The sequence below is a fragment of the Paenibacillus vulneris genome (assembly GCF_039543185.1).
Lineage (GTDB): Bacteria > Bacillota > Bacilli > Paenibacillales > NBRC-103111 > Paenibacillus_S > Paenibacillus_S vulneris.
In genome coordinates this window covers 1-22,051 of record NZ_BAABJG010000001.1, presented here as the reverse complement: position 1 = coordinate 22,051, position 22,051 = coordinate 1, and the positions used below count along the sequence as shown (strand labels likewise).

Below are 22,051 nucleotides of genomic sequence, written 5' to 3'. Positions count from 1 at the left end.
TGGAACAGTACAACTATGACCTTGCCGGGTGGGAGCGACAGGCTAAGAGAAATCAGAAACCAGCCGAATGACGGTTACTTTTAAGTTTTCTGCTGCTTCCTGCTTGCATCCGTCTTATTCACTTCCCAAATACCGCTCCAGATACTCATTCATCTTTTCTATATATTTTGCAGAAAGCTTATCGTCGTTTTGCAGACCGTGTCCCGAATGGGAGAACTCGATATAATCGTGGGGAACATGGTTTTCCTCCAATGCGTTAATCAGATGTTTTACTGTTCCGAACGGAGCTACTCTATCGTATTTTCCATAGGCAGCAAGCGTAGGGACAGAATTTTCATCGATCCACATATACGGTGAAATATTTTTGACTGCTTCATCATATCTTGCCGTTCCTATCATATCTGTTGTAATGGTGTTACCAGACATAATGCTGAATAAGTTTGCTGCTGCCTCTGGACTCCGATCCAAACCGTAGGTAGTCCAGTCCTCTGGATAAAAGCTGGGCGGCCCGACCATCTCAAAGACCATTTTAACAGGAATCGGGGAGGTGTCCGCATCACGGTAAGCATACAATAGTGCCAGAGTGCCGCCCGCCGAGCCACCGGAAATAGCCATTCTATCGAGATGGTAGCCTAACTTTTCCGCTTCCGCTTTTACAACTGGAATACTGTTTTTGATTTCCTGAGACATGGTATAAACGCTGGCTTCAGGGTTATTTTCATCAGACACCGTGTAATTAATACCTGCGGCAACATAGCCTTTTGAACAGAGCCATTTCAGCATATCGGCGTCACCGCTTTTGTCACCGGCTGCAAAACCCCCTGGATGGAGATATACCACAAGACCGTAGGTTTTCTTTGTATTATCCGCAGGAACATACAGGTCAAATTTGTTCTTCTCCTTTTCGCCGTATGCGATATCCGTATATACACGACCAATGGAGTCGTTCCAGTTAACCTTCATTTCCCCAGACAGTGGATTATATGTCATTTTGATGATTGCAGAAGCCGCAAATGCAACAATGAAAACACCTACATAAATAAATCCCCACAATACTTTTTTCCTGCCTTTTTCTTTATTTTTATTTTTCATAGGAAGTTACCTCCGAACAATGTGCCGCCGAGCATAAAATTCATAAATGCCCGCACCGCAAGCCGTCCCAAAACAGCTGCTACGATGATAACTACAATCAGAATGACGATGCGTTTATGTGTAAGGGTCATCTCTTTAAACTCCTTTCCGATTTGTTCGTGACATTACCATTTGATAAAATCACCCTACTCGCTACGTAAAGCCACAACAGGGTCTTTTCCGGCAGCCATTTTAGACGGAATAATTCCAGCAATTAGTGTGAGTACCATACTGCCAATAACTAAAAAGGCAGCATGCATTGGACTCAGATTTGCAACACCGGATATATCCGCAAGCTTTTGTATGATAAGATTCATCGGGACAGTTAAAACATAAGTTATACCTACACCAAGCAAGCCAGCCGTAAATCCAATTAGTAATGTTTCTGCGTTGAACACTCTGGAGATATCCTTTTTGCGTGCTCCTACACTTCGGAGTATGCCAATCTCTTTGGTGCGTTCGATAACCGATACATAGGTGATTATCCCGATCATAATCGTCGATACGAATAAAGAAATTGCAGCAAAGCCTGTTAGAACATAAGTTATTCCATTTAATAATTTTTTTGTTACTGATGTAAGGGATGCGGAAAAATCTGAATATAGTAACTGATCCTTGTTGGGCTTTCCATCGTTATACTGATCAAGGTATTCTTTTATTTTTTCTTTTCCTTCCAAATCTTTGGGGTAAATGCTGATGCCCGCGGGTGTAGTATTTGCCCCTAGCAGTGCTTCCGCGTTAACTTTGGATGCTTCATCCGCAAAAGGAGTTCCCAACATAACATTTGTATTCGATTTTTTTTGGGCCAGTGCAATATCACTTTTGCGTGCATCCTCTAGAACGGATGTTGTTAAATCATGGGTGTATGCTATTCCCGGCGACAAATAACTCCCGTTCGTTCCTTTTTTAGGGCGGAGGATACCTGTAATTTTAAGTGTGGTTCCTGAACCATCGTTGTAAAGTTTTTCGTAATCAGCAGGTGTTGCGGCAGCAAAAGAATCTTTGCTTTTTTCAGTGTAATACTCGTTATTCGGAATTACCTTTAAAATCGATTTTCCAATAAAATCGGTGATTTTGTAATTTGAATTTCCGGTAATACCTATTTTCTCGAAGAAAGCCTTATCTATCCGATTATACTTATCGACAATTAGGACCACTTCATCTTTTGCTGAGGGCAGCTTGCTTTCAGAACCGACCAAATCGTACTGCGATAGGATAATATCCTTATTCTCTGGGAGCTGCTGCCAAAACGGCGTACCGATCATTTCATTTCCATTATTAAAATTCACTACGGTATTTTGTCCTTTGGCCAAAAGATTGAACTGGAGTCCGTAGGTATAAGATATATTGTTGACCGACTTTGGAAATTTGGTTTGAAGTTCCGCGACATAATCAAGAAAAGGTTCAGTAATAACATTAGTATGTTTCGCAACATTCGTTTCATTGTTATAGGAATAGACAACATCCTGATCCGGATATTCGGTGTACTTCGTCGTAGTATTCAATTCTTCAGCTGTACCTTCAACAATACCCGCGTTAATATTAATCGGTAACCCACTGAGGGTAGTGGATTGCAAAGAGCCTATATAGTTCGACAATCCGTTAGAAAGAGCTAAAACAAGGGCAACGCCAATAATGCCGATACTACCTGCGAATGCTGTTATAATCGTTCTTCCTCTCTTGGTTAAGAGGTTCTTAAAGGAAAGTAAGGTTGCACTTTGTAGAGACATCGATGTTTTTTGGGGCTTAGTCTGCTCTGTCTTTGATGAAGAGGAAAAAAGTAATTGAGTAATCGGGTCACTATCTGATTGAACTTGTCCATCCAACATACGAATAATTCTATCTGAATAAGCTTCTGCTTGCTCAGCATTGTGAGTCACCATAATCACCAGCCGCGTCTTTGAAACTTCTTTTAAAATATCCATAACTTGATCGCTGGTCTGACTATCAAGTGCTCCAGTCGGTTCATCGGCCAATATAATATCCGGATCATTAACCAAAGCTCTGGCTATAGCAACACGCTGCATTTGGCCTCCAGACAATTGGTTAGGCTTTTTGTTCATATGTTCTGAGAGTCCAACCTGCTTCAACGCCTGCTGTGCCCTTCTTTTTCTTTCCGAAGCTTTGACTCCTGATAAAGTCATTGCAATTTCAACATTTTGCAAAACGGTTTGGTGTCCGATTAGATTATAGCTTTGAAACACGAATCCTATAGAGTGGTTACGATAGGCATCCCAGTCACTGTCTTTAAATTGCTTAGTGGAAACACCGTTTATTATAAGGTCGCCACTATCGTATTGATCCAAACCGCCAATAATATTCAAAAGCGAGGTTTTACCGCATCCGGATGGGCCCAGTATTGAAACCAATTCCCTTGATCGGAACCCAATGGAAACTCCTTTTACGGCCGTAACGGTTTCGCCACTCTTATAGATTTTTTTAATATTGTCCAATTGAAGCTTTAACATAAAACGATTCCTCCAATAGATCTACAATGAATTGTCTACTTGGAAATCGTATATCATTTTAATAAACTAAAAATAAACTGAATAGGAAAGCCAGTTCTCCATCATTCAAGAAAGGAATGTTCCATTTGTTCAAAATTCTCATTGCAGAAGATGATAAAAATACAGCGAAATGGATGAAAGCAGTAATAAGTAACGAAGGATATGAAGTATTTCTTGCGGAAAATGGAATTGCTGCTTTAGATATTATGGAGCATCATCATGTTGATCTAATCATCATTGATATTATGATGCCTGGAATGGACGGGTTAGAATTGACACATCTTATTAGAGATAGCGGCAGTACCATTCCAATTCTTATGGTCACAGCCAAGCAGCTCCCTAAAGATAAACGAGAGGGGTTTCTTGCAGGAACGGATGATTATTTAGTTAAGCCTGTTGATGAAGAGGAGATGCTTCTTCGAATCAGAGCTTTGCTTCGGAGAGCACAGATTACAACCGAAAGAAAACTCCGTATTGGAAAATTGACGCTTGATTATGATTCTTTGAGCGTGTTTAGAGAAGGGGAGATACAAACTTTACCCCAAAAAGAATTTTATTTGTTGTACAAACTGTTATCATCCCCCAATCGAATTTTTACACGTATTCAATTAATGGATGAAATTTGGGGCATGGATTCGGAAACAACGGATATGACTGTGAATGTTCATATCAATCGATTGAGAAAACGGTTTAACGATTACCCCGAATTTGAAATCATTGCGATTAGGGGCATCGGTTACAAGGCGGTAATACATCATGGTTAAAAAACTTAGAAAAAAAGATAAAAACTATTTTAACGGAATTGGCTTAACGATTGTTTTTACGTTTATCGTATTTCTTATTTTGATTATCTCCATTTTTATCGCATTTTTAATTATCATTGCTTTAGACTACTTTGGGATTTATAAGCCCGCTCCCAATTCAGGCGAGGGATGGGTCATCTCTTATTTTGTAACCGTCAGTGTGACGGTAAGTTTGCTGGCTTCGTTTTTCTTTAGCAGAATCCCTCTTGCCCCTATTCGACAAGTGATTTTTGCAGCCGAAGAACTTGCAAAAGGGAATTTCAATGTTCGTATTCATCTTAGAGGACCTAAAGAACTAAGAAATCTAAACCGAAGTTTTAACCATATGGCAGAGGAATTAGGAAGCCTAGAAATGTTACGTACTGATTTTGTAAATAATTTTTCCCATGAATTCAAGACACCCATCGTTTCTTTAAGAGGCTTTGCAAAGCTGTTGAAACGCCAGAATTTATCAACGGAAGAACGTGAAGAATACCTGGATATTATAATAAGCGAATCGGAACGACTGGCTGAATTAGCGACGAATGTACTTAATCTTTCCAAAATTGAAAACCATACCATTCTGACAGAAAAAGAATTATTTAATGTAACGGAACAAATCCGGCATGCAGTTGTACTAATGGATCAAAAATGGGCTGAAAAAAATATCAATTACCAATTTGATTCCACGGAAGTCATGATCCATGCCAATGAGGAATTATTAAGCCAAGTCTGGATTAATCTACTGGATAATGCAGTCAAATTCTCTCCCCAGGATTCCGAAATACATATTCAAATTTTTGATACGGCCGGCCAAGTATTCGTTCTGATCTGCGATAAAGGACCGGGTATTCCATTGGAAAAACAAAAGTATGTCTTTGACAAATTTTATCAAGGTGATGAATCACACTCGACATCCGGTTTTGGTTTAGGGTTAAGTATTTCCCAAAAGGTTGTAAATTTGCACGGAGGAACTATACGAGTCGCGAAATCGGATGCTTCAGGTACAGTTTTCGAAGTTGCACTTCCTCTGAACTAATCGCGACAATCTGAAAGGGAAACTCCGCTTAATTAGTATTAGACTGACCCAAGTATCAAAACAGCAGCAATCATGTACGAGAAAATAAAGTCCTTGAGTGCTGCTGATTAATTGAAACGCTATCCTGGCCTTACGACAAAAGAAGCACGATTTTTCAAAATTTACTCTTCCGAATCCATGAGACCGGTGAATTTCCGGAGCGGCTGTCGTCTATATAAACGAAGGCATAAATGAACACAAACTAATTTGACGAAGAGGTGTTTTGAAAATGGCATTAACGTCCGCATTCACGAGCTTCAACCTGCCTGTAAAAAACGTAGAACAATCGAAAGCGTTCTTCACCGGACTCGGATTCGAGCTCAACCCGCAATTCCCCGATAACGAGAATTCGGTAGCCATCGTGATCGGCGGCAACCATCAGGTCATGTTGATCAATCAAGCATTCTTTAATACACTCACGGAGAAGGAATCCGTCGATACGAGCAAATATGCGCAGATGACGATCGCATTGGCCTTCGAGAGCCGGGAAAAGGTCGATGAAATCGTGAATACCGCGGTCTCCTTGGGCGGGAAATTACACGCTGAACCTGAAGATCATGGTTTCATGTATCATTGGGGCTTCGTGGACTTGGATGGCCATCTGTGGGCCATTAATTACATGAACATGGATGCGGCACAAGGTTAAGGCTAACGGAGAGCACGCTCGTACCAGGGTTCAAAAAGAAAGACGCCGGGCATCTTCCCCGGCGTCTTCTTCGCGATGATTAGTTTTGTTCGGTATAGGCTTTGAAATTGTCCATGATCGCTTGCCAGCCTGCTTGCTGGAACTCGACGGGATTGGAGCTTTCCGCGTCGAATGTTTCAATGACCTTCGTCTCATTCCCTTGATCGACGAAAGCAATATCCACTCTTCTTCCGTCTTCCATGGTGTAGCCGATCGCCTCATGCCGATTCACAACATCGTAGACGCCGCCAAAATCAAAGCCCATGCTGCCATCCTTCGCTTCCATCCGTGTCAGAAACTTGCCGCCGACCCGCAGATCGTTTTCGGCTCTCGGCGCATGCCAGTCCTCTGACGCTTGATTCCACTTCGTGATGTGATCCGGCTCAGTCCAATAGCGCCATACCTTCTCGACAGGGGCTTGAATGACGGCTTGCACGGTTACTTTCGTCGGTTTACTTGTTTCCATTTTAAATAGACACCTCTCTCATGATATTCGTCATTTGGTTATTCTCAATAATATAGACGTAAGCCAATGACGAAATTCATCGGTCAATTCGCTCGGGCAGCCCAAATCGCGAAAATAATGGCGTATGAATGAAGTTTTGAACGTGCAGGATTTGATTTTCTTTGGTTTCGATGACGTGGATGCCCCAGGGTACCAGGCCAGAGCCCTCTTTGTCCGGCATATACTGGGCCAACGCCGGATAACCGCCATTCACCGTAATGGGCACAAATCGCGAACCTTCGCAATGCCAGCGAGTAAGCGAATAGAAGGCGGACAAATCCTCCTTGCCGCGGATCCACATCTCGAAGGGCGGCATCGACATGCAGCCTTCCTCGTGGAACAGCGCGACGAGCGCGGCAATATCGAATTGCTCGAAGGCCTCCACATACCGGGACAGCAGCTGCTGCTCCGGTTGAACGTCCATGCTGCTGAGCTCATCCGAGCGAAGCTGCACCCGGTCCATCGTCTCTCGGGCTCTTTGTAAGGCGCTGTTCACCGCTGCTGGCGACATCGCCAACGTTTCTGCGATCTGCTTGGAGGACCATTCAAATACATCCTTCAAAATGAGTACCGCGCGCTGCCGCGGAGGCAAGGTCTGCAGGAGAGCGATAAAGCACAGTTGAAGGGTATCTCTGCGGACAAGCCGATCCTCAGGATTGCCCCCAAAATCGGGAGACGGCCAGATCCAGGCAGAGTCCGGCAGCGTGTCGCGCGGCTCGATGATGGCGACGGCCGGGTCGAACAGGTCAACGGGAAGCGCGCGGCGTTTGGATTGTCTCAGCTTGTCCAAGCACAGGTTGGAGGCAATCCGATAGACCCAAGTTTTGAACGAGGACTCCTGTCTGAACGTGCTCCAGCTCTGCCAGACCCGAATACTCGTCTCCTGAACGGCATCGTCCGCATCGTCCATGGAGCCTAGCATTCGATAACAGAACGAGGTTAAACCCGGCCTCAAGCTTGCAAATAATGATTCGTCAAATGCGGTCTCGGTCATCGCGGCCTCCCTTAATGATTTCCCCGAAGGGTGGTACCTTCATTATATGCAATGAAGCGGACAGCCTCAATACGAATAAATAGGCAGGATATCTGAGTGTAGTGTTTTATAACCAGCCCATGTAGGCCATGATCCTGGCATCGATCTCATCAGATTGTTGGTAACGTTATCCGGCATTAAGCTATCGGGTTACGAAAACGCATTAACGAGGCCGCCGCGGGATCGATCGGGCGGTCTCATTAAACTAAGGGCAGGATAGTTCCAATATATGGTATTATTGAAGTGGGTATTTCACGAGGGAGGAATGATGATTTTGATAGTACTTCTTAAAATAATCGGAGTCGCAATTGTTGGTATTGCCCCTGTGGTATGAGTTTTACAGTAGACGTTTATGGAAAAAGCCAAATGCTTTTGATTCCATATGAGTTTTACCATGATGATCATACTGCTGCAGGATCGGCATCTTTGCTACGTTAAACGGGCAGGAAAATTGAAAAATGCGAAGAGGTGAAATATGATTCGGGGAGTTATTATCGAAGGGTTGTCTACCGCAGGAAAAACTTCAGTATTGACCGCATTAAAGAAAATGAACAGTCAGAATCCTAAAGTTGAGAGAACCATGATTGCAGTAAGCGAGCATTATTCGGGAGTACTAGTTGATGACCATGGTGTTCTAAGGAATCTTCAGCAAGAAGAACACCTCGGACTATTAAATCGTCATGTTGATTATATCGAGCAATTGCATAGCTTTATGACTTCCCTTGGTCGAACAAAGGCTTCACACGGTGTGTTTTACATATTCGAAAGATTTCATTTAAATCACCGAGCCGCGTTTGGTACGAGTACAGGGCTAGGCACATTGGAGCAGCGATTATCGAATCTTAATGCACTTAGTGTACTGCTTACAATATCATCGGATGTAGTTGAATCCAGGTATGTTGAAAGCCGCGGGGAACATTGGATGTCATAAGTGATGAAGGGCTTTTCTTCACCTGCGGAAGCTTGCCACAAGTTTGTAAGTGGTCAGGAAACAATGCGTATTTGTGCGCAACAATCCTTAGTTCCTACATTGGAAATCAACACCGACAATGCTGATTGGGACTGTTATGCAGATACAAATTATGAGGAGATTGTGTTAACGATATACGATTAACTTGGAGCTGCCGAAATGAACTGCTTCTTTGTGATGTTATTGAAGTAACGGTCATGTTGCCAATTAGTAAAAGGAAACTCATTCGTGGTACAAAGTTTGTTCATCTAACGGTGAACGATAGTTGAACAATAAGGGTTTTCACATTTTAGACATGGCTAACATGTGAAAACCCTTATTTTATAATAGCTTTTTAAATTTAAGTCTTGATAATTTTTAGTCTAGATCTTCGGACACTACTCCACCGTCACGCTCTTAGCCAAGTTACGAGGCTTATCGACATCGTTGCCGCGGGCAAGAGAAGCGTAGTAAGACAACAGCTGCAAAGGAATAACGGATAAGGCCGGGCTCAGAAGCTGCAGCGTGCTTGGAATGGTGAACAATCCGTCAACTGCTTTGGCAAGCTCGGTATCACCTTCCATGTTCACTCCGTATACATGAGCGCCGCGCGCTTTCACTTCTTTAATGTTGCTGATGGTTTTCTCAAGCAGATCTTCCTGTGCTCCCAGAGCAATAACAGGGATACCCTCCTCGATCAAAGCCAGCGTACCATGCTTCAGTTCGCCTGCAGCGTAAGCCTCAGAGTGAATGTAAGAAATTTCCTTCAGCTTCAAGGAGCCTTCCAAGGCTACGGCATAGTCCAGTCCTCTTCCGATGAAGAACAGGTTGTTATGGGATGCTACTTCTTCCGCCCATTCCTTGATGCTTTCAGCCTTCTCCAGAATTTGCTCTACCTTCTCAGGAAGCAGCTTCAATTCGGAGATGACGTCCGCAATATAGCTTGGATCCTTCGTACCTAACGTTTGTGCCAAGTACAGACCAAACAGATAGAATGCGATCAGCTGGGATGTATAAGCTTTGGTCGAAGCTACCGCAATCTCAGGACCTGCCCAAGTAACGATCACATGATCCGCTTCGCGGGCAACCGAGCTGCCTACAACGTTAGTGATAGCTAGAACGGATGCGCCGTTACGCTTAGCTTCACGAAGGGCTGCCAAAGTATCCGCGGTTTCACCGGATTGGCTTACGACGATAACCAGTGTATCTTTGTTGATGATCGGCTCGCGATAACGGTATTCCGAAGCAACATCCACTTCCACTGGAATTCTGGACAACTTCTCAATGACGCTTTTACCGACCAAGCCTGCATGATAAGCCGTACCGCATGCGATAATATGAACATTGCGGATGGAACGGATTTGCTCTTCCGTCATCTTCACTTCATCCAGAATCACCTTCGTACCGGACGGGTCCAGACGAGCTCCCATCGTATCGCGGTATGCCTTCGGCTGGTCGTGAATTTCTTTCATCATGAAGTGATCGAATCCGGCTTTTTCCGCCGTCATAATGTCCCAATCGACATAAAATAATTCCCGGGAAATAAAATTCCCTTCCAAAGTCATCAATTCGACACCGTCTTTCGTCAAAACGGCCATTTCTCCATCATTCAAGATGTACACGTTACGAGTGTAATCCAGAATCGCAGGAATGTCGGAACCAATGAAGTTCTCGCCTTCGCCAACGCCGATGATCAACGGGCTGGATAAACGTACAGCGACCAATTTCTCAGGCTCGTATTCCGTCAGCACGCCTAAGGCAAAAGCGCCGCTCATCCGTTGTACCGCTTGCTGCACGGCTTTGACGATGTCGCCGTCGTACAGATCCGCGATCAAATGCGAAATGACTTCCGTATCGGTTTCAGAGACGAATACGTGTCCTTTTGCAATCAGCTCTTCTTTCAAAGCTACATAGTTTTCAATGATCCCATTGTGAACAACAGAAAACTTATTGCTGTTATCCGTATGAGGATGGGAATTCACATCCGACGGCTTACCATGAGTGGCCCAACGCGTATGGCCGATTCCGATAAATCCGTTCAATGGCGCTTCATCCAGCTTGGATTCCAAATTAGCCAAGCGGCCTTTGGACTTCTTTACCTGCAGCCCGTTTTCAGTAAATACAGCAACACCTGCGGAATCATAACCGCGATATTCTAGCTTTTTCAAGCCTTCAATTAATATATTTTGAGAATTACGTTTGCCAACGTATCCAACGATACCACACATAAGGGATAGAACCTCCTGCTATTTTAAAAAACCGTCATGTCTTTCCTCGTCATGCTGAACCCTTGTGCGTCAGGTCGCCCCGACGTTTTGCGTTTCAGCTTCTACGGTAGTGATCGCCTACCGGAAGGTCCCCGCCGAATGTTTCGAACACCTTCACCTCGTCAACTTATAAGCGGCTATCTGGTCAATAGATCGTCCTGGTCCACATGTTCATGAACTCTTATCTATGTAGATACCCTCATAAGTTCTGGCGCTGTTAGTACTTGCAACATCTGCCCACCTTTCTATCCCGGAGTAAAAAGCATATTATCATCTTATTCATTTTGAAGGCGATGTGCAACTTATATTTTCATGATGCTTTCATACGTCAGTCAGAAAATAGAAAAATCCTCTAATGTGTCACATCAGAGAATCTTCTAACCTTCTAATCTATAAAAATATTAACCTAGCTCTTTTTGAATAACATCGGCAATATCCTGCACATAAGCTTCCACCTGGGCCTTGTCCGGGCCTTCCGCCATGACACGAATCAGAGATTCGGTGCCGGATGGTCTTACAAGCACGCGCCCATTATCTCCAAGCTCCGCTTCCACCTTACGGATCGCTTCATCGATGGCATGGTTTTCTTTCCACTTGCTCTTGTCCGCCACGCGAACATTAACCAGCTTTTGCGGATATTTGCGCATAATGCCTTTGAGATCGCTGAGCTTTTGGCCGGATTGAACTACCGTATCCATCAGCTGCAGCGCAGTTAGAATGCCGTCTCCGGTTGTATTGTAGTCGAGGAAGATCACATGGCCGGACTGCTCTCCGCCCAGATTGTAACCGCCCTTGCGCATCTCTTCCATCACGTAGCGGTCGCCTACCGCAGTCTTAGCGGCCTTCAGGCCTACCGACTCAATGCCCTTGAAGAAGCCGATATTGCTCATTACAGTCGTTACAATCGTGCTGTGATTCAGCTTGCCTGCTTGGTTCAACGCATGTCCGCAGATGCTAAGGATGAAGTCTCCATCGACTTCCACACCGTTCTCGTCAATCGCGATCAAGCGATCGGCGTCGCCGTCAAAGGCCAGACCCAAGGCCGCTTGATGCTCAACGACAGCCTTCTGCAATCCTTCGGGATGCGTCGACCCGCAGTGGTCATTAATATTGCGTCCGTTAGGCTCTGCGCCGATGGTGATCACTTCCGCGCCCAAAGCCTCGAACACTTTTGGAGCAAGCTCGTAGGCCGAACCATTTGCGCAATCCAGAACGACTTTATACCCTTGGAAGGATGATTTTACGGTCGACTTGATGTAATCCAAGTATTGGTATTTAGCTTGTTCATCGTCAACCGCCGTTCCCAGATCGCCGCCAACCGGCCGCGGCAGCTCATCTACAGGAGCATCCATCAAACGTTCGATTTCCAATTCCGTTTCATCAGACAGCTTATAACCGTCTCCGGCAAAAAACTTGATTCCATTATCCTCTACAGGATTATGGGAAGCCGAAATCATGACGCCGGCATCCGCCTTCAGCAGACGGGTCAAATAAGCGACAGCAGGAGTTGAAACAACCCCCAGCCGGATAACATTAGCGCCAATCGACAAAAGTCCCGCTACGAGCGCTGCCTCCAGCATCGTACCTGAAATACGGGTGTCGCGACCGATAACGACATTCGGCTTCTCCACTTGTCCTGCCAATACGTAACCGCCGCAGCGGCCGATCTTATAAGCTAGCTCGGGCGTCAGCTCCTGATTGGCAACGCCCCTAACTCCGTCAGTTCCAAAATATTTCCCCATGAATTAGACTCTCCCTTTCTTATTCCCATGCTATATCCTATATTTCGATCCGTTATCTGTTATTTTATTGCTGTTTGGCGCTGATCTCAACTGTCGCTTTGAAATCCTGCTGCGGCCCTTTCTTGATAAAGGTCGGCAGATTGAACACGACCGGCAGCTCATGGCGCCCTGGCGGCAGATTGCTGACATCCAGAATGGCCTGAACATCCGCAGCCTTAACCTTATCTAACAAGGCTTGGGCTCCCTCGACCACCAGATTGATTTTCCCGTTCTCAGGTACCGCAACCTTCGTATTGAACCCGTCATTCTGTCCGACGATCGACAGCGGAATCTGTTCTAACGTCTTCGTAACCGAAGGCACAATGTTGATCTTCACTTCCACCTTCGCAGGGTCCAGCTGCGTTACCTTATTGCGCAGCGGAATATCCAGCGTGAGCGTGTATTCCTTCTCTTCCTTCAGATCCCCCAGATTGACGCTTGGCCCCTCATAGTATTCGAGACGGTTAAGCACATCTTGGGGGCCGTATACCGTGACCTTATCCGCATTTTGCTGGAGCGACCCGACACTCAAGCCCCGCGGCGGCTCCCCGACCAGCTTCAGCTGAAGCGGAACGCTCGTAAACGGACTGGTGATCGGAACCTCCACTTCCACTACGGCCGGATTGATCGCCGCCATCTCCATGATCTTCCCATCCTTGTCGTAAGCAACAAGGCGGGCTTTGCTCGATACCGGAGATTGAGCCTTCTCTACACTGACATCCGCCCTAACGGATTCGATCGAGTCGATACTTCCGCTAGGCAGCGTTACCGTAACCTTATTCGGCTTGACTATCGGCTGTCCCGCCTTTAAACCTACAGCAGGGATTCCCGTGACATTGACCGTAACCGGCATCTGCTTATTCGACTTTTCATCGATGACGACCTTCGCCGTAGCAGGGGCGACCTTGACCGTAACGTTATTTGGAAAGCCTACAGGCGTCAAGGTTAGTATATGTTCACCTTTGCCATATTTTGTCAAGTCGAGCTCCACGGAATAATTACTTGTGCTTAACGCCTTCTTAAGCGCAGCATCCTTGCCGGATATCGTGAGCACGACCTGGGCGGGATCAATGGATTCGATATAAAACTGATTGCTGTCGTATTTCGGAGTAACCGAAACGTTAGAGATTTTCTCTTCCCTAACTCCGGTGCCTCCCGTTCCAGGAAGCGAGCTGTCCTCCATATGAACAACGGCCCACAGCAAAATGCCTATTATTAACGCAATAACTTTCACTACATTCGTGTTGCGCAGCCAACGATCCATCATTACCGCAGCCTCCATTTCCAAATGGAGCTTTTTTCCTTGGTCTTCGTCTTTGACTTGAGCTCCTCATACAGCTTGGAGAGCAGCGATTCCTCCTTAATATCCCGGAGAATATGCCCGTTCATAGCGAGAGACACTTGTCCGGTTTCTTCGGACACAATGACACAGATGGCATCGGATACCTCGCTCATGCCTATCGCCGCGCGATGGCGTGTACCCAGCTCTTTGCTTATAAAAGGATTCTCCGACAGCGGCAAATAGCAGCCGGCCGCCATCAGCTGATTGCGCCTTAACAGCACCGCACCGTCATGCAGCGGCGTGTTCGGAATAAAGATATTAATCAGCAGCTCCGAGCTGATATGCGATTCGATGGAAATACCGGATTCTATGTAATCCTTCAGGCCGGTCTCCCGTTCAAAAACGATTAACGCCCCTATTTTTCTGCGTGCCAAATAATTCACTGCTTTAAGAATTTCACCGAGCCTCCGGTTCAGCTCCTGATCGTCCTCCGAGACGGACCGGCTGAACAGTGTGCCGCGGCCCAGCTGCTCCAGCGCTTTGCGAAGCTCCGGCTGGAAAATGATGATGACCGCAAGCACTCCGAAGGTGAACATCTGGTTCATCATCCACTGAAGCGTGCTAAGCTTGAACCAAATGCTAAGCGCCCAGGTTAGAACGACAATAAAAATCCCCTGGAGAAGCTGTACGGCCCTTGTCCCACGGACCAATATGATTAAATTATAAATGACGTAGCTTACAATGAGTATATCGACAATGTCTTTTAGACTGATGGCAGTTATGAAATCCATGGCACTGGCCCCCAACTTGGGATTTGGCTATATTTTGTCTCTAATCCCTTCATTTCATCATACCACAATATGAACAAAAAACCCTCCCTTTCACACTGTTAATTAGGGAGGATTTTCGAAAAATAGTTCGGATGAACTATTTGGATTGAGATATGGTGGTAGCCCATTCGTTCATTTTATACCAAAGCCAGCTGAATGCTTGATCTACCTGGGTAATCTGACCGGAAATGTGGGCTGTAGAAGCCATAACCACAGAGCCGTCGATGACGACGATGTTACCCTTAATGTCTCCATCCACCTGCAGCTTTCCGTTTTCTACCATTAAGTTGCCGGCTACCGTGCTGCCTGCCGGAACATAAACCGTGTCTCCTTTAATGACGACCGACTGAAGATCCGAACCCTTTACCAGAAGCTCTGTATCCTCATTCCATAATGACATGAAGCTGCCCATCATCACGAGCAAAAACACTGCCGCGACCGATGCGGCCGGATGACGGCGAACCCACTGCCACCAAGGATTTTTGCGTTTTTCTGGGGGTAAAGCCTGCATAATGCGCTCCGTCAGTCCGGACGGTACACCTTGCTCTGGCCACGCTTGAATGAGCGCTTCGACCTTTTCAAGCTGTTTGAGGCGCTCCCTACAAGCCGGACAAGCAAGCAAGTGCTCTTTTAACGCTAAGGCTTCACTGCCCTTCAATTCGCCGTCCAAATATTCGTGCATTAAAGGAAGGGCCTCCGTGCAATCCATATTGAGCCACTCCTTTCTGTGTCCTTGAAAGCTTGTGTAGTACAGTACGTATGACGATTCAATTTGTTTCACCGAAAATCATAAAATCGTCTCTAATTTTTTACGTAAATATTCCCTGCCGCGGTGCAGTCTCGTCTTGATAGTGGTCACCGGCATGGCCAGTACATCGCTGATTTCTTGTAGCGACAAATCCTGCAAATAACGAAGGATGACGACCGCTTTATATTTCTCGGGGAGCGTTTCGATCGACTTTCGGATTTCTGTCTGTGTCTCGCTTAACACAACCTGATCATCCGGCGTATCTTCATTGCTTGGAAGCATCGCATACCAATCAGTTCCCTCTCCGTCATTCATTTCGGCATCAAGGGAATAATTGGCTTTGCGCTTGCGGAGACGGTCAATGCAGAGGTTCGTGCCAATCCGGTAAATCCAGGTTGAAAACTTCTGATTTTCATCGTACCGCTCAAGATTCGTATATACTCTTAAAAAGGTTTCCTGAACGATCTCTTCCGCCTCATGACGGTTATGCAGCATCCGGTTCGCAAGGTGAAAAATTTTATCCTTATACAGCTCCACCAGCTCGGCGAAGGCGACACGATCTCCCTTCCGCGCCAGCTTGGCGAGCCTAACATCCATTTCATTCAAACGACATTCCTCCAGACTTCCGATCCCAATTCGAATCCTCTCCTTGGAACCGTTAGGACACTTCCCGTATTTCACGTGAATGATTCCTGCCAATATGAAAATCATACCAAACGACTGCACCTCATGTACAGTTTTTCCAAAAAACAGAACCAAAAATCTGCAAAAAAGCGGTCAATCTTTGTCGAAATCGTGCGAATCCCGAACGGACGGGCTATTCACTCCACCTTCCCCTTTTTCCAATTTAATGAAAAAATCGGCATTTCGACTTATCTGCCCCCTGCAGCCAAGGGATTCCCCATATCAGGTTCTGTTTACGGCATGGCTCTTCATAACAGTCTCTTAGGAATGCAGCACCCTTCAAGCCCTATATCCCAATCCTACGTATGATTCGTAAACAAAGTTTCAAAAAAATAAAGCCGGGCGGCCTCATGAGGCCACCCGACTATAACCGGTGCTAAAGCTTGGAAACAACAAGGGCATCTGCAACCATCAGCCCGTATTCCGAAGCCCTGCAGCAATACCATTAATCGTCAAGAGCACTTCCCGAAGCAGTAACGGGTCGTCTGCGCTTTGTTCTCTTTGTGCCCTAAGCTCGGACAACAGTTGAACCTGCATGTAGCTTAGCGGATCAACGTAAGGGTTGCGCAAACGGATCGACTCCTGGATTACCGGAACATTATCGAGAATTTCCTGCTGGCCGGTAATGCTCAGAATGAGCGCCGAAGTGCGATCATATTCTTCACTGATCAGATTGAAAATCCGTTCGGCGATAGCTTTATCTTTAATCATGTTGCCGTATTCCTTCGCAATCAGCAGGTCGGCTTTGGCAAGAGCCATTTGCAGGTTGTCGATCAGCGAACGGAAGAACGACCAGTTCTGATACATGTCCTGCAGAACAGCCAGGTTCTCTTCTTTGCCTTGGTAATAGCTGTGAAGTCCGCTTCCCGCAGCATACCATGCCGGCAGCAGGTAACGGCTTTGCGTCCAGGCAAATACCCAAGGGATAGCGCGAAGGTCTTCGAATTTGTCGCTTCCTTTGCGCTTCGAAGGTCTCGAGCCGATATTGAGCTCGCCTACCTCCGGCAGAGGCGTAGATTCCTTGAAGAAGGTCATGAAATCCGGATCGCGGAAAATGAGATCCTGGTATTTCGTTTGAGCATTCTCCGAAATATTCTTCATAATCTCTTCCCATTGCGGGTCAGTTACTTCCGCCTGCGGATTGCGGGCGTTCAACGCAGCGGTGATAAGGGCTGAAGTGGCTTGCTCCAAGCTGCGATAAGCGATGCCTTTCATGGAATAACGGGAAGACAATACCTCTCCCTGCTCCGTAATCTTGATTCCGCCGCCGATCGTATCGGCCGGTTGAGCCAGGATACTGCGGTTCAGCGGCATCCCTCCGCGACCCAATGCGCCGCCGCGGCCATGGAAGAACTTCAGCTTCACGCCGAATTCCTTCGCCGCCTCCGTAATGCTGCGCAGAGCCACGCGAAGCTCCCAGTTCGCTGTGATCACGCCGCCGTCCTTGTTGCTGTCGGAGTAGCCGAGCATGATTTCCTGCAGCTGGTTCGTGCTGTTCAAGCTATTGCGGTACGCCGGAATTTTGAACAAGGTACGCATAATGTCCGGAGCCGCATGCAGGTCATCGATGGTTTCAAACAAAGGTACGGATTGAAGAGTACAGGTTACAGAACCATCCTGCTCTTGGCGGTACAAGCCGGCTTCCTTGCCGAATACCAGCACCTCGAGCAGATCGCTCGCACCTTGTGTCATACTGATCAAATAGCTGGTAATACAATTGCGGCCAAACTCCTGCTGAGCCTTTTTAATGACTCTATACACGTTCAGACATTCAAGCGTAGACTCCGAATAATCCATGTACGGAGAAGTGATAGGACGCGGCTCATTCAGCAGGCTGGTCAGCAGGCTGATTTTATCGCTTTCGCTTAGCTCCGCATAATTCGGGCAGATGCTCATTTTGGCCAAAATTTCGGCCATAGCCGCTTCATGCTCTTTACTATGCTGTCTAACGTCCAAAGACGCCAGGTGGAATCCGAACAGCTCGACTTGGCGAATCAGCTTCACAACGTATTCATCTGCAATAAAATCCGCATAATGATTACGCAGGCTGCGTTCAATAATTTTCAGATCGTTCAGGAACTCTTCCGGATTGTTATATTTTTGAGCCGGGCTTGCGCCAGGATCAGCCGCACGGAGAATCTTCTCAATCATATAGGTGACTTTGATCCGGTAAGGCTCTTTTTCATTACGCCATACTTCGTTCGAGCGAAGCTCCACGTGCTGACGGTCCTTCTCAACCGAGTCCAGCAGCTCCTGCGTCACTTCCACGATATTTTTGCTGAAGCTCATATGCTTCTTGAAATTTTGCAGCAGCTCCGCGTATTTCTCGAGTGCCAGCTGACGCTGCATCGTTAACGTCTCCCAGGTTACATCCGAGGTTACCGAAGGGTTACCGTCACGGTCGCCGCCGATCCAGGAACCAAACTTCATATAAACCGGCACATGCCAATCCTCTTCCGGATAATACTTGGCAAGAACCCGCTCCAGCTCCTGATACACCTCAGGAAGAACGTCGAATAACGTTTCGTCAAAATAATACATCCCGTTACGAACTTCGTCGATTACTGTCGGTTTCCGATCTCTAAGCTCATCGGTTTGCCACAAGGTAACGACCTCGCCAAGGAGATTGGCTCTCAGCTGCTCCCGCTCCCGGAACGTCAGGCTAGGATTGTCCAGCTCCATCACATCATTGGCGATCCGTTGATGAATATCCAGCACGACACGGCGGCTTGCTTCCGTAGGGTGCGCCGTCATGACAAGCTCCAGAGAAATGCCTTTAATGATTTCCTGAACCTCTTGAGCCGGAATTTGCTGCTGCTTCAGCTCACGCACTACATCTTCAATAGAGCCCGGCTGAACATTTTCACCCGCAGAACGCTCGTAATCTCTTTTTCGGCGAATACGGTGGTTTTGCTCCGCTATATTCACAAGCTGAAAATAGATAGCGAAAGCGCGAATCACCTGATGTCTCTTTTCAGGGGCCAAAGAGTTGATCGTCTCTTTAAATTCTGCAAAACTTTCAGGAGTAAACTCAGCCCGAAGGTTTTTACTCATCTCTCTGATCTGCTCTACGATGGCTAATAATTCGTTACCGCCCTGGTGAACAAGGACCTCTCCCAGAATATGCCCCAAGAATCTTACATCTCTGCGCAGTAGGTTGTTCGACGTATGTTTGTTAATCAAGCTGCCTGAATCCGACATGGTTCTCCTCCATCCTCATCTTGGTCATACTGCATATTTTATCACAATACCGCGCTACCATGCAGTAACTTTATAAAGGAAATGTTAGATTTTCTTACTTTTCGCCTGAACGATCACCTTTTTGAGCTATTGTGCATCCAATCCGTTTTTTCTGCAAAACCTATCTCTGTCAAAAGCTCACATCCCTTTCCTTCATGATGGCCCCTCTCCCAAATAAGAAAAAGACCACCGAGGGTCTTTAGCGTTCTTCCTTTATATTAACCTTTGGATAGCCTTGACCAAACAGATGAAACCCTAATTCGCTTTACCAGCTTCGCATGCACGGCAAGCCTGCCCGCTTCCGGGTCCAACGTGCTATCGCAGGTTGATAAGATAATCATTATCCTGTGCCTGGACGATCAGATAACCTATTAAGGTATCCTGCACCCTGATCCAACCGGTAAGATCCGGGATCATCCGCTTCAACTCCTGGAATCGCCCGACCTCATGGATCTCGTTCGATTCCTCGGCCTGCCGCATGCTCTGTGCCCAGTCCTGTTCCTCCTTCAGGCTTGTGCTGTAGACGGCTTGAGCCTCCGTCATCACCTGACGGCTTGTAGCATACTCAAACAGCAGCTGATAGGGGGAGTAAGCAATGCCTGCTATACTGAACGAGATAAGTCCTAATTGCCGCAAATGCCCCCTGTTCATGATATCCCTACGGGCACCAGGTAGAAGCCGATATCCTTGTCATCTTCAGAACAACATCGACTCCGTAAATAGCTTTGACGGCTTCTTCGGTTATGACATCCCGGGGCTTACCTTTCATGGCGATACTTCCATTCTTCATCACGATTAAATGATCGCTATAACGAATTGCAATTCTCAAAATCAGCGCCCCCCTCTGTTTCTTTACTGACCAGAATCCAATAAGGGCGAAGACCTACCTATGCTCGGGGATAGGTTGCATCAACATGAAATATGCAAACTGTTGATGCTATAGGAGGCTAATAAAACAAAAAAAACCTTGAGATTCTCAAGGTTGGCTTTAAGCGGGTGATGGGAATCGAACCCACGCTACCAGCTTGGAAGGCTGGAGTTCTACCATTGAACTACACCCGCAAATAAAGAAAAATCGGGACGACACGATTCGAACATGCGACCCCCTGGTCCCAAACCAGGTGCTCTACCAAGCTGAGCTACGTCCCGATGGTATATGGAGTGAGCTACTGCTTCACTTCATAAGCAATATCCAATTGTACTTAATGGCGTGCCCTGAGAGATTCGAACTCCCGACCTTTTGATTCGTAGTCAAACGCTCTATCCAGCTGAGCTAAGGGCACTAATCTTAATTGGAGCGGAAGACGGGAATCGAACCCGCGACCCTCGCCTTGGCAAGGCGATGCTCTACCGCTGAGCCACTTCCGCAAAAACAATGCGCGTAGAGGGACTTGAACCCCCACGGTCTCCCGCTAGATCCTAAGTCTAGTGCGTCTGCCAATTCCGCCATACGCGCGCTTGAGAAAAACATGGTGAGCCATGAAGGACTCGAACCTTCGACACCCTGATTAAAAGTCAGGTGCTCTACCAACTGAGCTAATGGCTCATGATACATGCCCAGAAAGTAATCGGACTTCTCAACGAAGCTTCACGTCACTTTTTGGGGTGGTAATACTGGGGATCTAGGATTCGAACCTAGGCATGACGGAGTCAAAGTCCGTTGCCTTACCGCTTGGCTAATCCCCATTATGGATGGTGCCGTCGAGAGGACTTGAACCCCCAACCTACTGATTACAAGTCAGTTGCTCTACCAATTGAGCTACAACGGCGTACTATCATGGTGGAGGCTGACGGGATCGAACCGCCGACCCTCTGCTTGTAAGGCAGATGCTCTCCCAGCTGAGCTAAGCCTCCGTATGTATAGTTCGAAATGGTGACCCGTAGGGGATTCGAACCCCTGTTACCTCCGTGAAAGGGAGGTGTCTTAACCCCTTGACCAACGGGCCCTGAACTGGAGCTTCCAACCGGGATCGAACCGGTGACCTCATCCTTACCATGGATGCACTCTACCTACTGAGCTATGGAAGCATATGGCTCCCCGAACAGGACTCGAACCTGTGACAACTCGATTAACAGTCGAGTGCTCTACCAACTGAGCTATCAGGGAATGTCCGCTTGGCGACGTTCTACTCTCCCAGGACCCTTCGGTCCAAGTACCATCGACGCTGGAAGGCTTAACGTTCGTGTTCGGTATGGGTACGCGTGGTTCCCTTCCGCCATCATCACCAAACTGAATTTTTCGAAGGTTATGCTTCTTCGAAATTTCTGCGAGAAAATATCCGTCCTTAGAAAGGACGTGCAGCTCAAGGTTGCACCCTGAAAACTAGATACGAAATGCATGCGTAAAGTTTGTGAATTAGTTTCCCGTTTTTTCCGGGCCCCGAGAAAGTATTCGGAATCAGCTTCAAAGCTTCTCTTCACTTTCTTGGGTAATGGATAAGCCCTCGACCGATTAGTATTCGTCAGCTCCACACGTTACCGTGCTTCCACCCCGAACCTATCTACCTCGTCGTCTTCAAGGGGTCTTACTTACTGGGAAATCTCATCTT

General features: G+C 46.7%; 17 protein-coding genes, 12 tRNA genes, 2 rRNA genes and 1 pseudogene. 4 read left to right on the top strand and 28 right to left on the bottom strand.

Going from position 1 to position 22,051, the window contains the following annotated elements; translation table 11 throughout:
* Nucleotides 1-114: 114 nt before the first annotated feature.
* Genes ABEA66_RS00160 through ABEA66_RS00150 form a run of 3 tightly spaced genes read right to left on the bottom strand, consistent with a single transcriptional unit; the run spans nt 115 to nt 3,599 of the window.
* Nucleotides 115-1,092, bottom strand: a complete 978-nt coding sequence (locus tag ABEA66_RS00160) for an alpha/beta hydrolase (RefSeq protein ID WP_345584928.1) — start codon at nt 1,090-1,092, stop codon at nt 115-117.
* Nucleotides 1,089-1,223 (bottom strand): hypothetical protein, encoded by a 135-nt coding sequence (locus ABEA66_RS00155; protein WP_256865619.1) that lies wholly within the window; start codon nt 1,221-1,223, stop codon nt 1,089-1,091. Before ABEA66_RS00155 ends, ABEA66_RS00160 begins: the two co-directional genes overlap by 4 nt.
* A gap of 54 nt (nt 1,224-1,277) precedes the next feature.
* A complete protein-coding gene (locus tag ABEA66_RS00150) occupies nt 1,278-3,599 on the bottom strand; it encodes an ABC transporter ATP-binding protein/permease (protein ID WP_345584925.1) in 2,322 nt (773 codons plus the stop codon).
* Between the two features lie 125 nt (nt 3,600-3,724).
* On the opposite strand from ABEA66_RS00150, the gene ABEA66_RS00145 reads away from it, so the two are divergent.
* The 3 genes from ABEA66_RS00145 (at nt 3,725) to ABEA66_RS00135 (ending at nt 6,144) form a co-directional block, all read left to right on the top strand.
* Entirely contained in the window at nt 3,725-4,402 is a 678-nt protein-coding gene (locus tag ABEA66_RS00145; protein WP_079914778.1) for a response regulator transcription factor, read from the top strand.
* A complete protein-coding gene (locus tag ABEA66_RS00140; protein ID WP_345584921.1) occupies nt 4,395-5,459 on the top strand; it encodes a HAMP domain-containing sensor histidine kinase in 1,065 nt (354 codons plus the stop codon). The genes ABEA66_RS00145 and ABEA66_RS00140 overlap by 8 nt, the downstream gene beginning before the upstream one ends.
* 268 nt (nt 5,460-5,727) lie before the next feature.
* Nucleotides 5,728-6,144, top strand: a complete 417-nt coding sequence (locus ABEA66_RS00135) for a VOC family protein (RefSeq protein ID WP_079914780.1) — start codon at nt 5,728-5,730, stop codon at nt 6,142-6,144.
* Between the two features lie 79 nt (nt 6,145-6,223).
* Here ABEA66_RS00135 and ABEA66_RS00130 read toward each other — a convergent pair whose 3' ends face one another.
* Entirely contained in the window at nt 6,224-6,649 is a 426-nt protein-coding gene (locus ABEA66_RS00130) for an SRPBCC family protein (protein WP_079914781.1), read from the bottom strand.
* A 76-nt stretch (nt 6,650-6,725) separates the two neighbouring features.
* Nucleotides 6,726-7,682, bottom strand: coding sequence for a sigma-70 family RNA polymerase sigma factor (locus tag ABEA66_RS00125; RefSeq protein ID WP_345584916.1), 957 nt, complete (start codon nt 7,680-7,682; stop codon nt 6,726-6,728).
* Nucleotides 7,683-8,196: 514 nt separating this feature from the next.
* Here ABEA66_RS00125 and ABEA66_RS00120 point away from each other — a divergent pair.
* On the top strand, nt 8,197-8,652 hold the full coding sequence (locus ABEA66_RS00120; RefSeq protein WP_345584914.1) for a hypothetical protein: 456 nt from the start codon (nt 8,197-8,199) through the stop codon (nt 8,650-8,652).
* 416 nt (nt 8,653-9,068) lie between these two features.
* Here the strand turns inward: ABEA66_RS00120 and glmS are convergent, their stop codons facing one another.
* The 23 genes and pseudogenes from glmS to ABEA66_RS00005 all read right to left on the bottom strand — a co-directional run.
* Nucleotides 9,069-10,898 (bottom strand): glutamine--fructose-6-phosphate transaminase (isomerizing), encoded by a 1,830-nt coding sequence (gene glmS, locus ABEA66_RS00115; RefSeq protein ID WP_345584913.1) that lies wholly within the window; start codon nt 10,896-10,898, stop codon nt 9,069-9,071.
* Between the two features lie 440 nt (nt 10,899-11,338).
* Nucleotides 11,339-12,679: a phosphoglucosamine mutase gene (gene glmM, locus ABEA66_RS00110; RefSeq protein ID WP_345584912.1), complete on the bottom strand. Its 1,341-nt coding sequence runs from the start codon at nt 12,677-12,679 to the stop codon at nt 11,339-11,341.
* A gap of 64 nt (nt 12,680-12,743) precedes the next feature.
* On the bottom strand, nt 12,744-13,985 hold the full coding sequence (locus ABEA66_RS00105; RefSeq protein ID WP_256865621.1) for a CdaR family protein: 1,242 nt from the start codon (nt 13,983-13,985) through the stop codon (nt 12,744-12,746).
* The gene (cdaA, locus tag ABEA66_RS00100) at nt 13,985-14,791 is read right to left on the bottom strand and encodes a diadenylate cyclase CdaA (protein WP_079914825.1); all 807 of its coding nucleotides are present in this window, start codon (nt 14,789-14,791) and stop codon (nt 13,985-13,987) included. The genes ABEA66_RS00105 and cdaA overlap by 1 nt, the downstream gene beginning before the upstream one ends.
* A 136-nt stretch (nt 14,792-14,927) precedes the next feature.
* Entirely contained in the window at nt 14,928-15,539 is a 612-nt protein-coding gene (locus ABEA66_RS00095) for a zf-HC2 domain-containing protein (RefSeq protein WP_079914826.1), read from the bottom strand.
* Nucleotides 15,540-15,617: 78 nt separating this feature from the next.
* Nucleotides 15,618-16,184, bottom strand: a complete 567-nt coding sequence (gene sigW / locus ABEA66_RS00090; RefSeq protein ID WP_079914831.1) for an RNA polymerase sigma factor SigW — start codon at nt 16,182-16,184, stop codon at nt 15,618-15,620.
* Nucleotides 16,185-16,673: 489 nt separating this feature from the next.
* Nucleotides 16,674-19,463, bottom strand: coding sequence for a phosphoenolpyruvate carboxylase (ppc, locus tag ABEA66_RS00085; protein ID WP_079914827.1), 2,790 nt, complete (start codon nt 19,461-19,463; stop codon nt 16,674-16,676).
* Between the two features lie 354 nt (nt 19,464-19,817).
* A complete protein-coding gene (locus tag ABEA66_RS00080) occupies nt 19,818-20,153 on the bottom strand; it encodes a sortase family protein (protein ID WP_345584901.1) in 336 nt (111 codons plus the stop codon).
* A pseudogene (locus ABEA66_RS00075) lies at nt 20,150-20,322 on the bottom strand (ABC transporter ATP-binding protein); the annotation flags it as partial. The pseudogene ABEA66_RS00075 and the gene ABEA66_RS00080, both read right to left, overlap by 4 nt.
* A gap of 171 nt (nt 20,323-20,493) precedes the next feature.
* Nucleotides 20,494-20,564, bottom strand: a tRNA-Gly gene (locus ABEA66_RS00070).
* 13 nt (nt 20,565-20,577) lie between these two features.
* Nucleotides 20,578-20,651: transfer RNA gene (locus ABEA66_RS00065), tRNA-Pro, on the bottom strand.
* A 57-nt stretch (nt 20,652-20,708) separates the two neighbouring features.
* A tRNA-Arg gene (locus ABEA66_RS00060) sits at nt 20,709-20,785 on the bottom strand.
* 10 nt (nt 20,786-20,795) lie between these two features.
* Nucleotides 20,796-20,870: transfer RNA gene (locus ABEA66_RS00055), tRNA-Gly, on the bottom strand.
* 8 nt (nt 20,871-20,878) lie between these two features.
* Nucleotides 20,879-20,958 (bottom strand) — tRNA-Leu (locus tag ABEA66_RS00050).
* Nucleotides 20,959-20,972: 14 nt separating this feature from the next.
* Nucleotides 20,973-21,048, bottom strand: a tRNA-Lys gene (locus tag ABEA66_RS00045).
* Nucleotides 21,049-21,116: 68 nt separating this feature from the next.
* Nucleotides 21,117-21,188: transfer RNA gene (locus ABEA66_RS00040), tRNA-Gln, on the bottom strand.
* Between the two features lie 7 nt (nt 21,189-21,195).
* Nucleotides 21,196-21,271 (bottom strand) — tRNA-Thr (locus ABEA66_RS00035).
* Nucleotides 21,272-21,280: 9 nt separating this feature from the next.
* Nucleotides 21,281-21,356: transfer RNA gene (locus ABEA66_RS00030), tRNA-Val, on the bottom strand.
* Between the two features lie 17 nt (nt 21,357-21,373).
* Nucleotides 21,374-21,448, bottom strand: a tRNA-Glu gene (locus ABEA66_RS00025).
* A 6-nt stretch (nt 21,449-21,454) separates the two neighbouring features.
* A tRNA-Thr gene (locus tag ABEA66_RS00020) sits at nt 21,455-21,530 on the bottom strand.
* A gap of 3 nt (nt 21,531-21,533) precedes the next feature.
* Nucleotides 21,534-21,609 (bottom strand) — tRNA-Asn (locus ABEA66_RS00015).
* Nucleotides 21,610-21,615: 6 nt separating this feature from the next.
* Nucleotides 21,616-21,732 (bottom strand): 5S ribosomal RNA (gene rrf / locus ABEA66_RS00010).
* Between the two features lie 202 nt (nt 21,733-21,934).
* A 23S ribosomal RNA gene (locus tag ABEA66_RS00005) occupies nt 21,935-22,051 on the bottom strand; the annotation flags it as partial.

Coding starts and splice junctions, on each gene's coding strand:
- ABEA66_RS00160 (WP_345584928.1), bottom strand. CDS start 1,092: ATGAAAAATAAAAATAAAGAAAAAGGCAGGAAAAAAGTATTGTGGGGA.
- ABEA66_RS00155 (WP_256865619.1), bottom strand. CDS start 1,223: ATGACCCTTACACATAAACGCATCGTCATTCTGATTGTAGTTATCATC.
- ABEA66_RS00150 (WP_345584925.1), bottom strand. CDS start 3,599: ATGTTAAAGCTTCAATTGGACAATATTAAAAAAATCTATAAGAGTGGC.
- ABEA66_RS00140 (WP_345584921.1), top strand. CDS start 4,395: ATGGTTAAAAAACTTAGAAAAAAAGATAAAAACTATTTTAACGGAATT.
- ABEA66_RS00135 (WP_079914780.1), top strand. CDS start 5,728: ATGGCATTAACGTCCGCATTCACGAGCTTCAACCTGCCTGTAAAAAAC.
- ABEA66_RS00130 (WP_079914781.1), bottom strand. CDS start 6,649: ATGGAAACAAGTAAACCGACGAAAGTAACCGTGCAAGCCGTCATTCAA.
- ABEA66_RS00125 (WP_345584916.1), bottom strand. CDS start 7,682: ATGACCGAGACCGCATTTGACGAATCATTATTTGCAAGCTTGAGGCCG.
- ABEA66_RS00120 (WP_345584914.1), top strand. CDS start 8,197: ATGATTCGGGGAGTTATTATCGAAGGGTTGTCTACCGCAGGAAAAACT.
- glmS (WP_345584913.1), bottom strand. CDS start 10,898: ATGTGTGGTATCGTTGGATACGTTGGCAAACGTAATTCTCAAAATATA.
- glmM (WP_345584912.1), bottom strand. CDS start 12,679: ATGGGGAAATATTTTGGAACTGACGGAGTTAGGGGCGTTGCCAATCAG.
- ABEA66_RS00105 (WP_256865621.1), bottom strand. CDS start 13,985: ATGATGGATCGTTGGCTGCGCAACACGAATGTAGTGAAAGTTATTGCG.
- cdaA (WP_079914825.1), bottom strand. CDS start 14,791: ATGGATTTCATAACTGCCATCAGTCTAAAAGACATTGTCGATATACTC.
- ABEA66_RS00095 (WP_079914826.1), bottom strand. CDS start 15,539: ATGGATTGCACGGAGGCCCTTCCTTTAATGCACGAATATTTGGACGGC.
- ppc (WP_079914827.1), bottom strand. CDS start 19,463: ATGTCGGATTCAGGCAGCTTGATTAACAAACATACGTCGAACAACCTA.
- ABEA66_RS00080 (WP_345584901.1), bottom strand. CDS start 20,153: ATGAACAGGGGGCATTTGCGGCAATTAGGACTTATCTCGTTCAGTATA.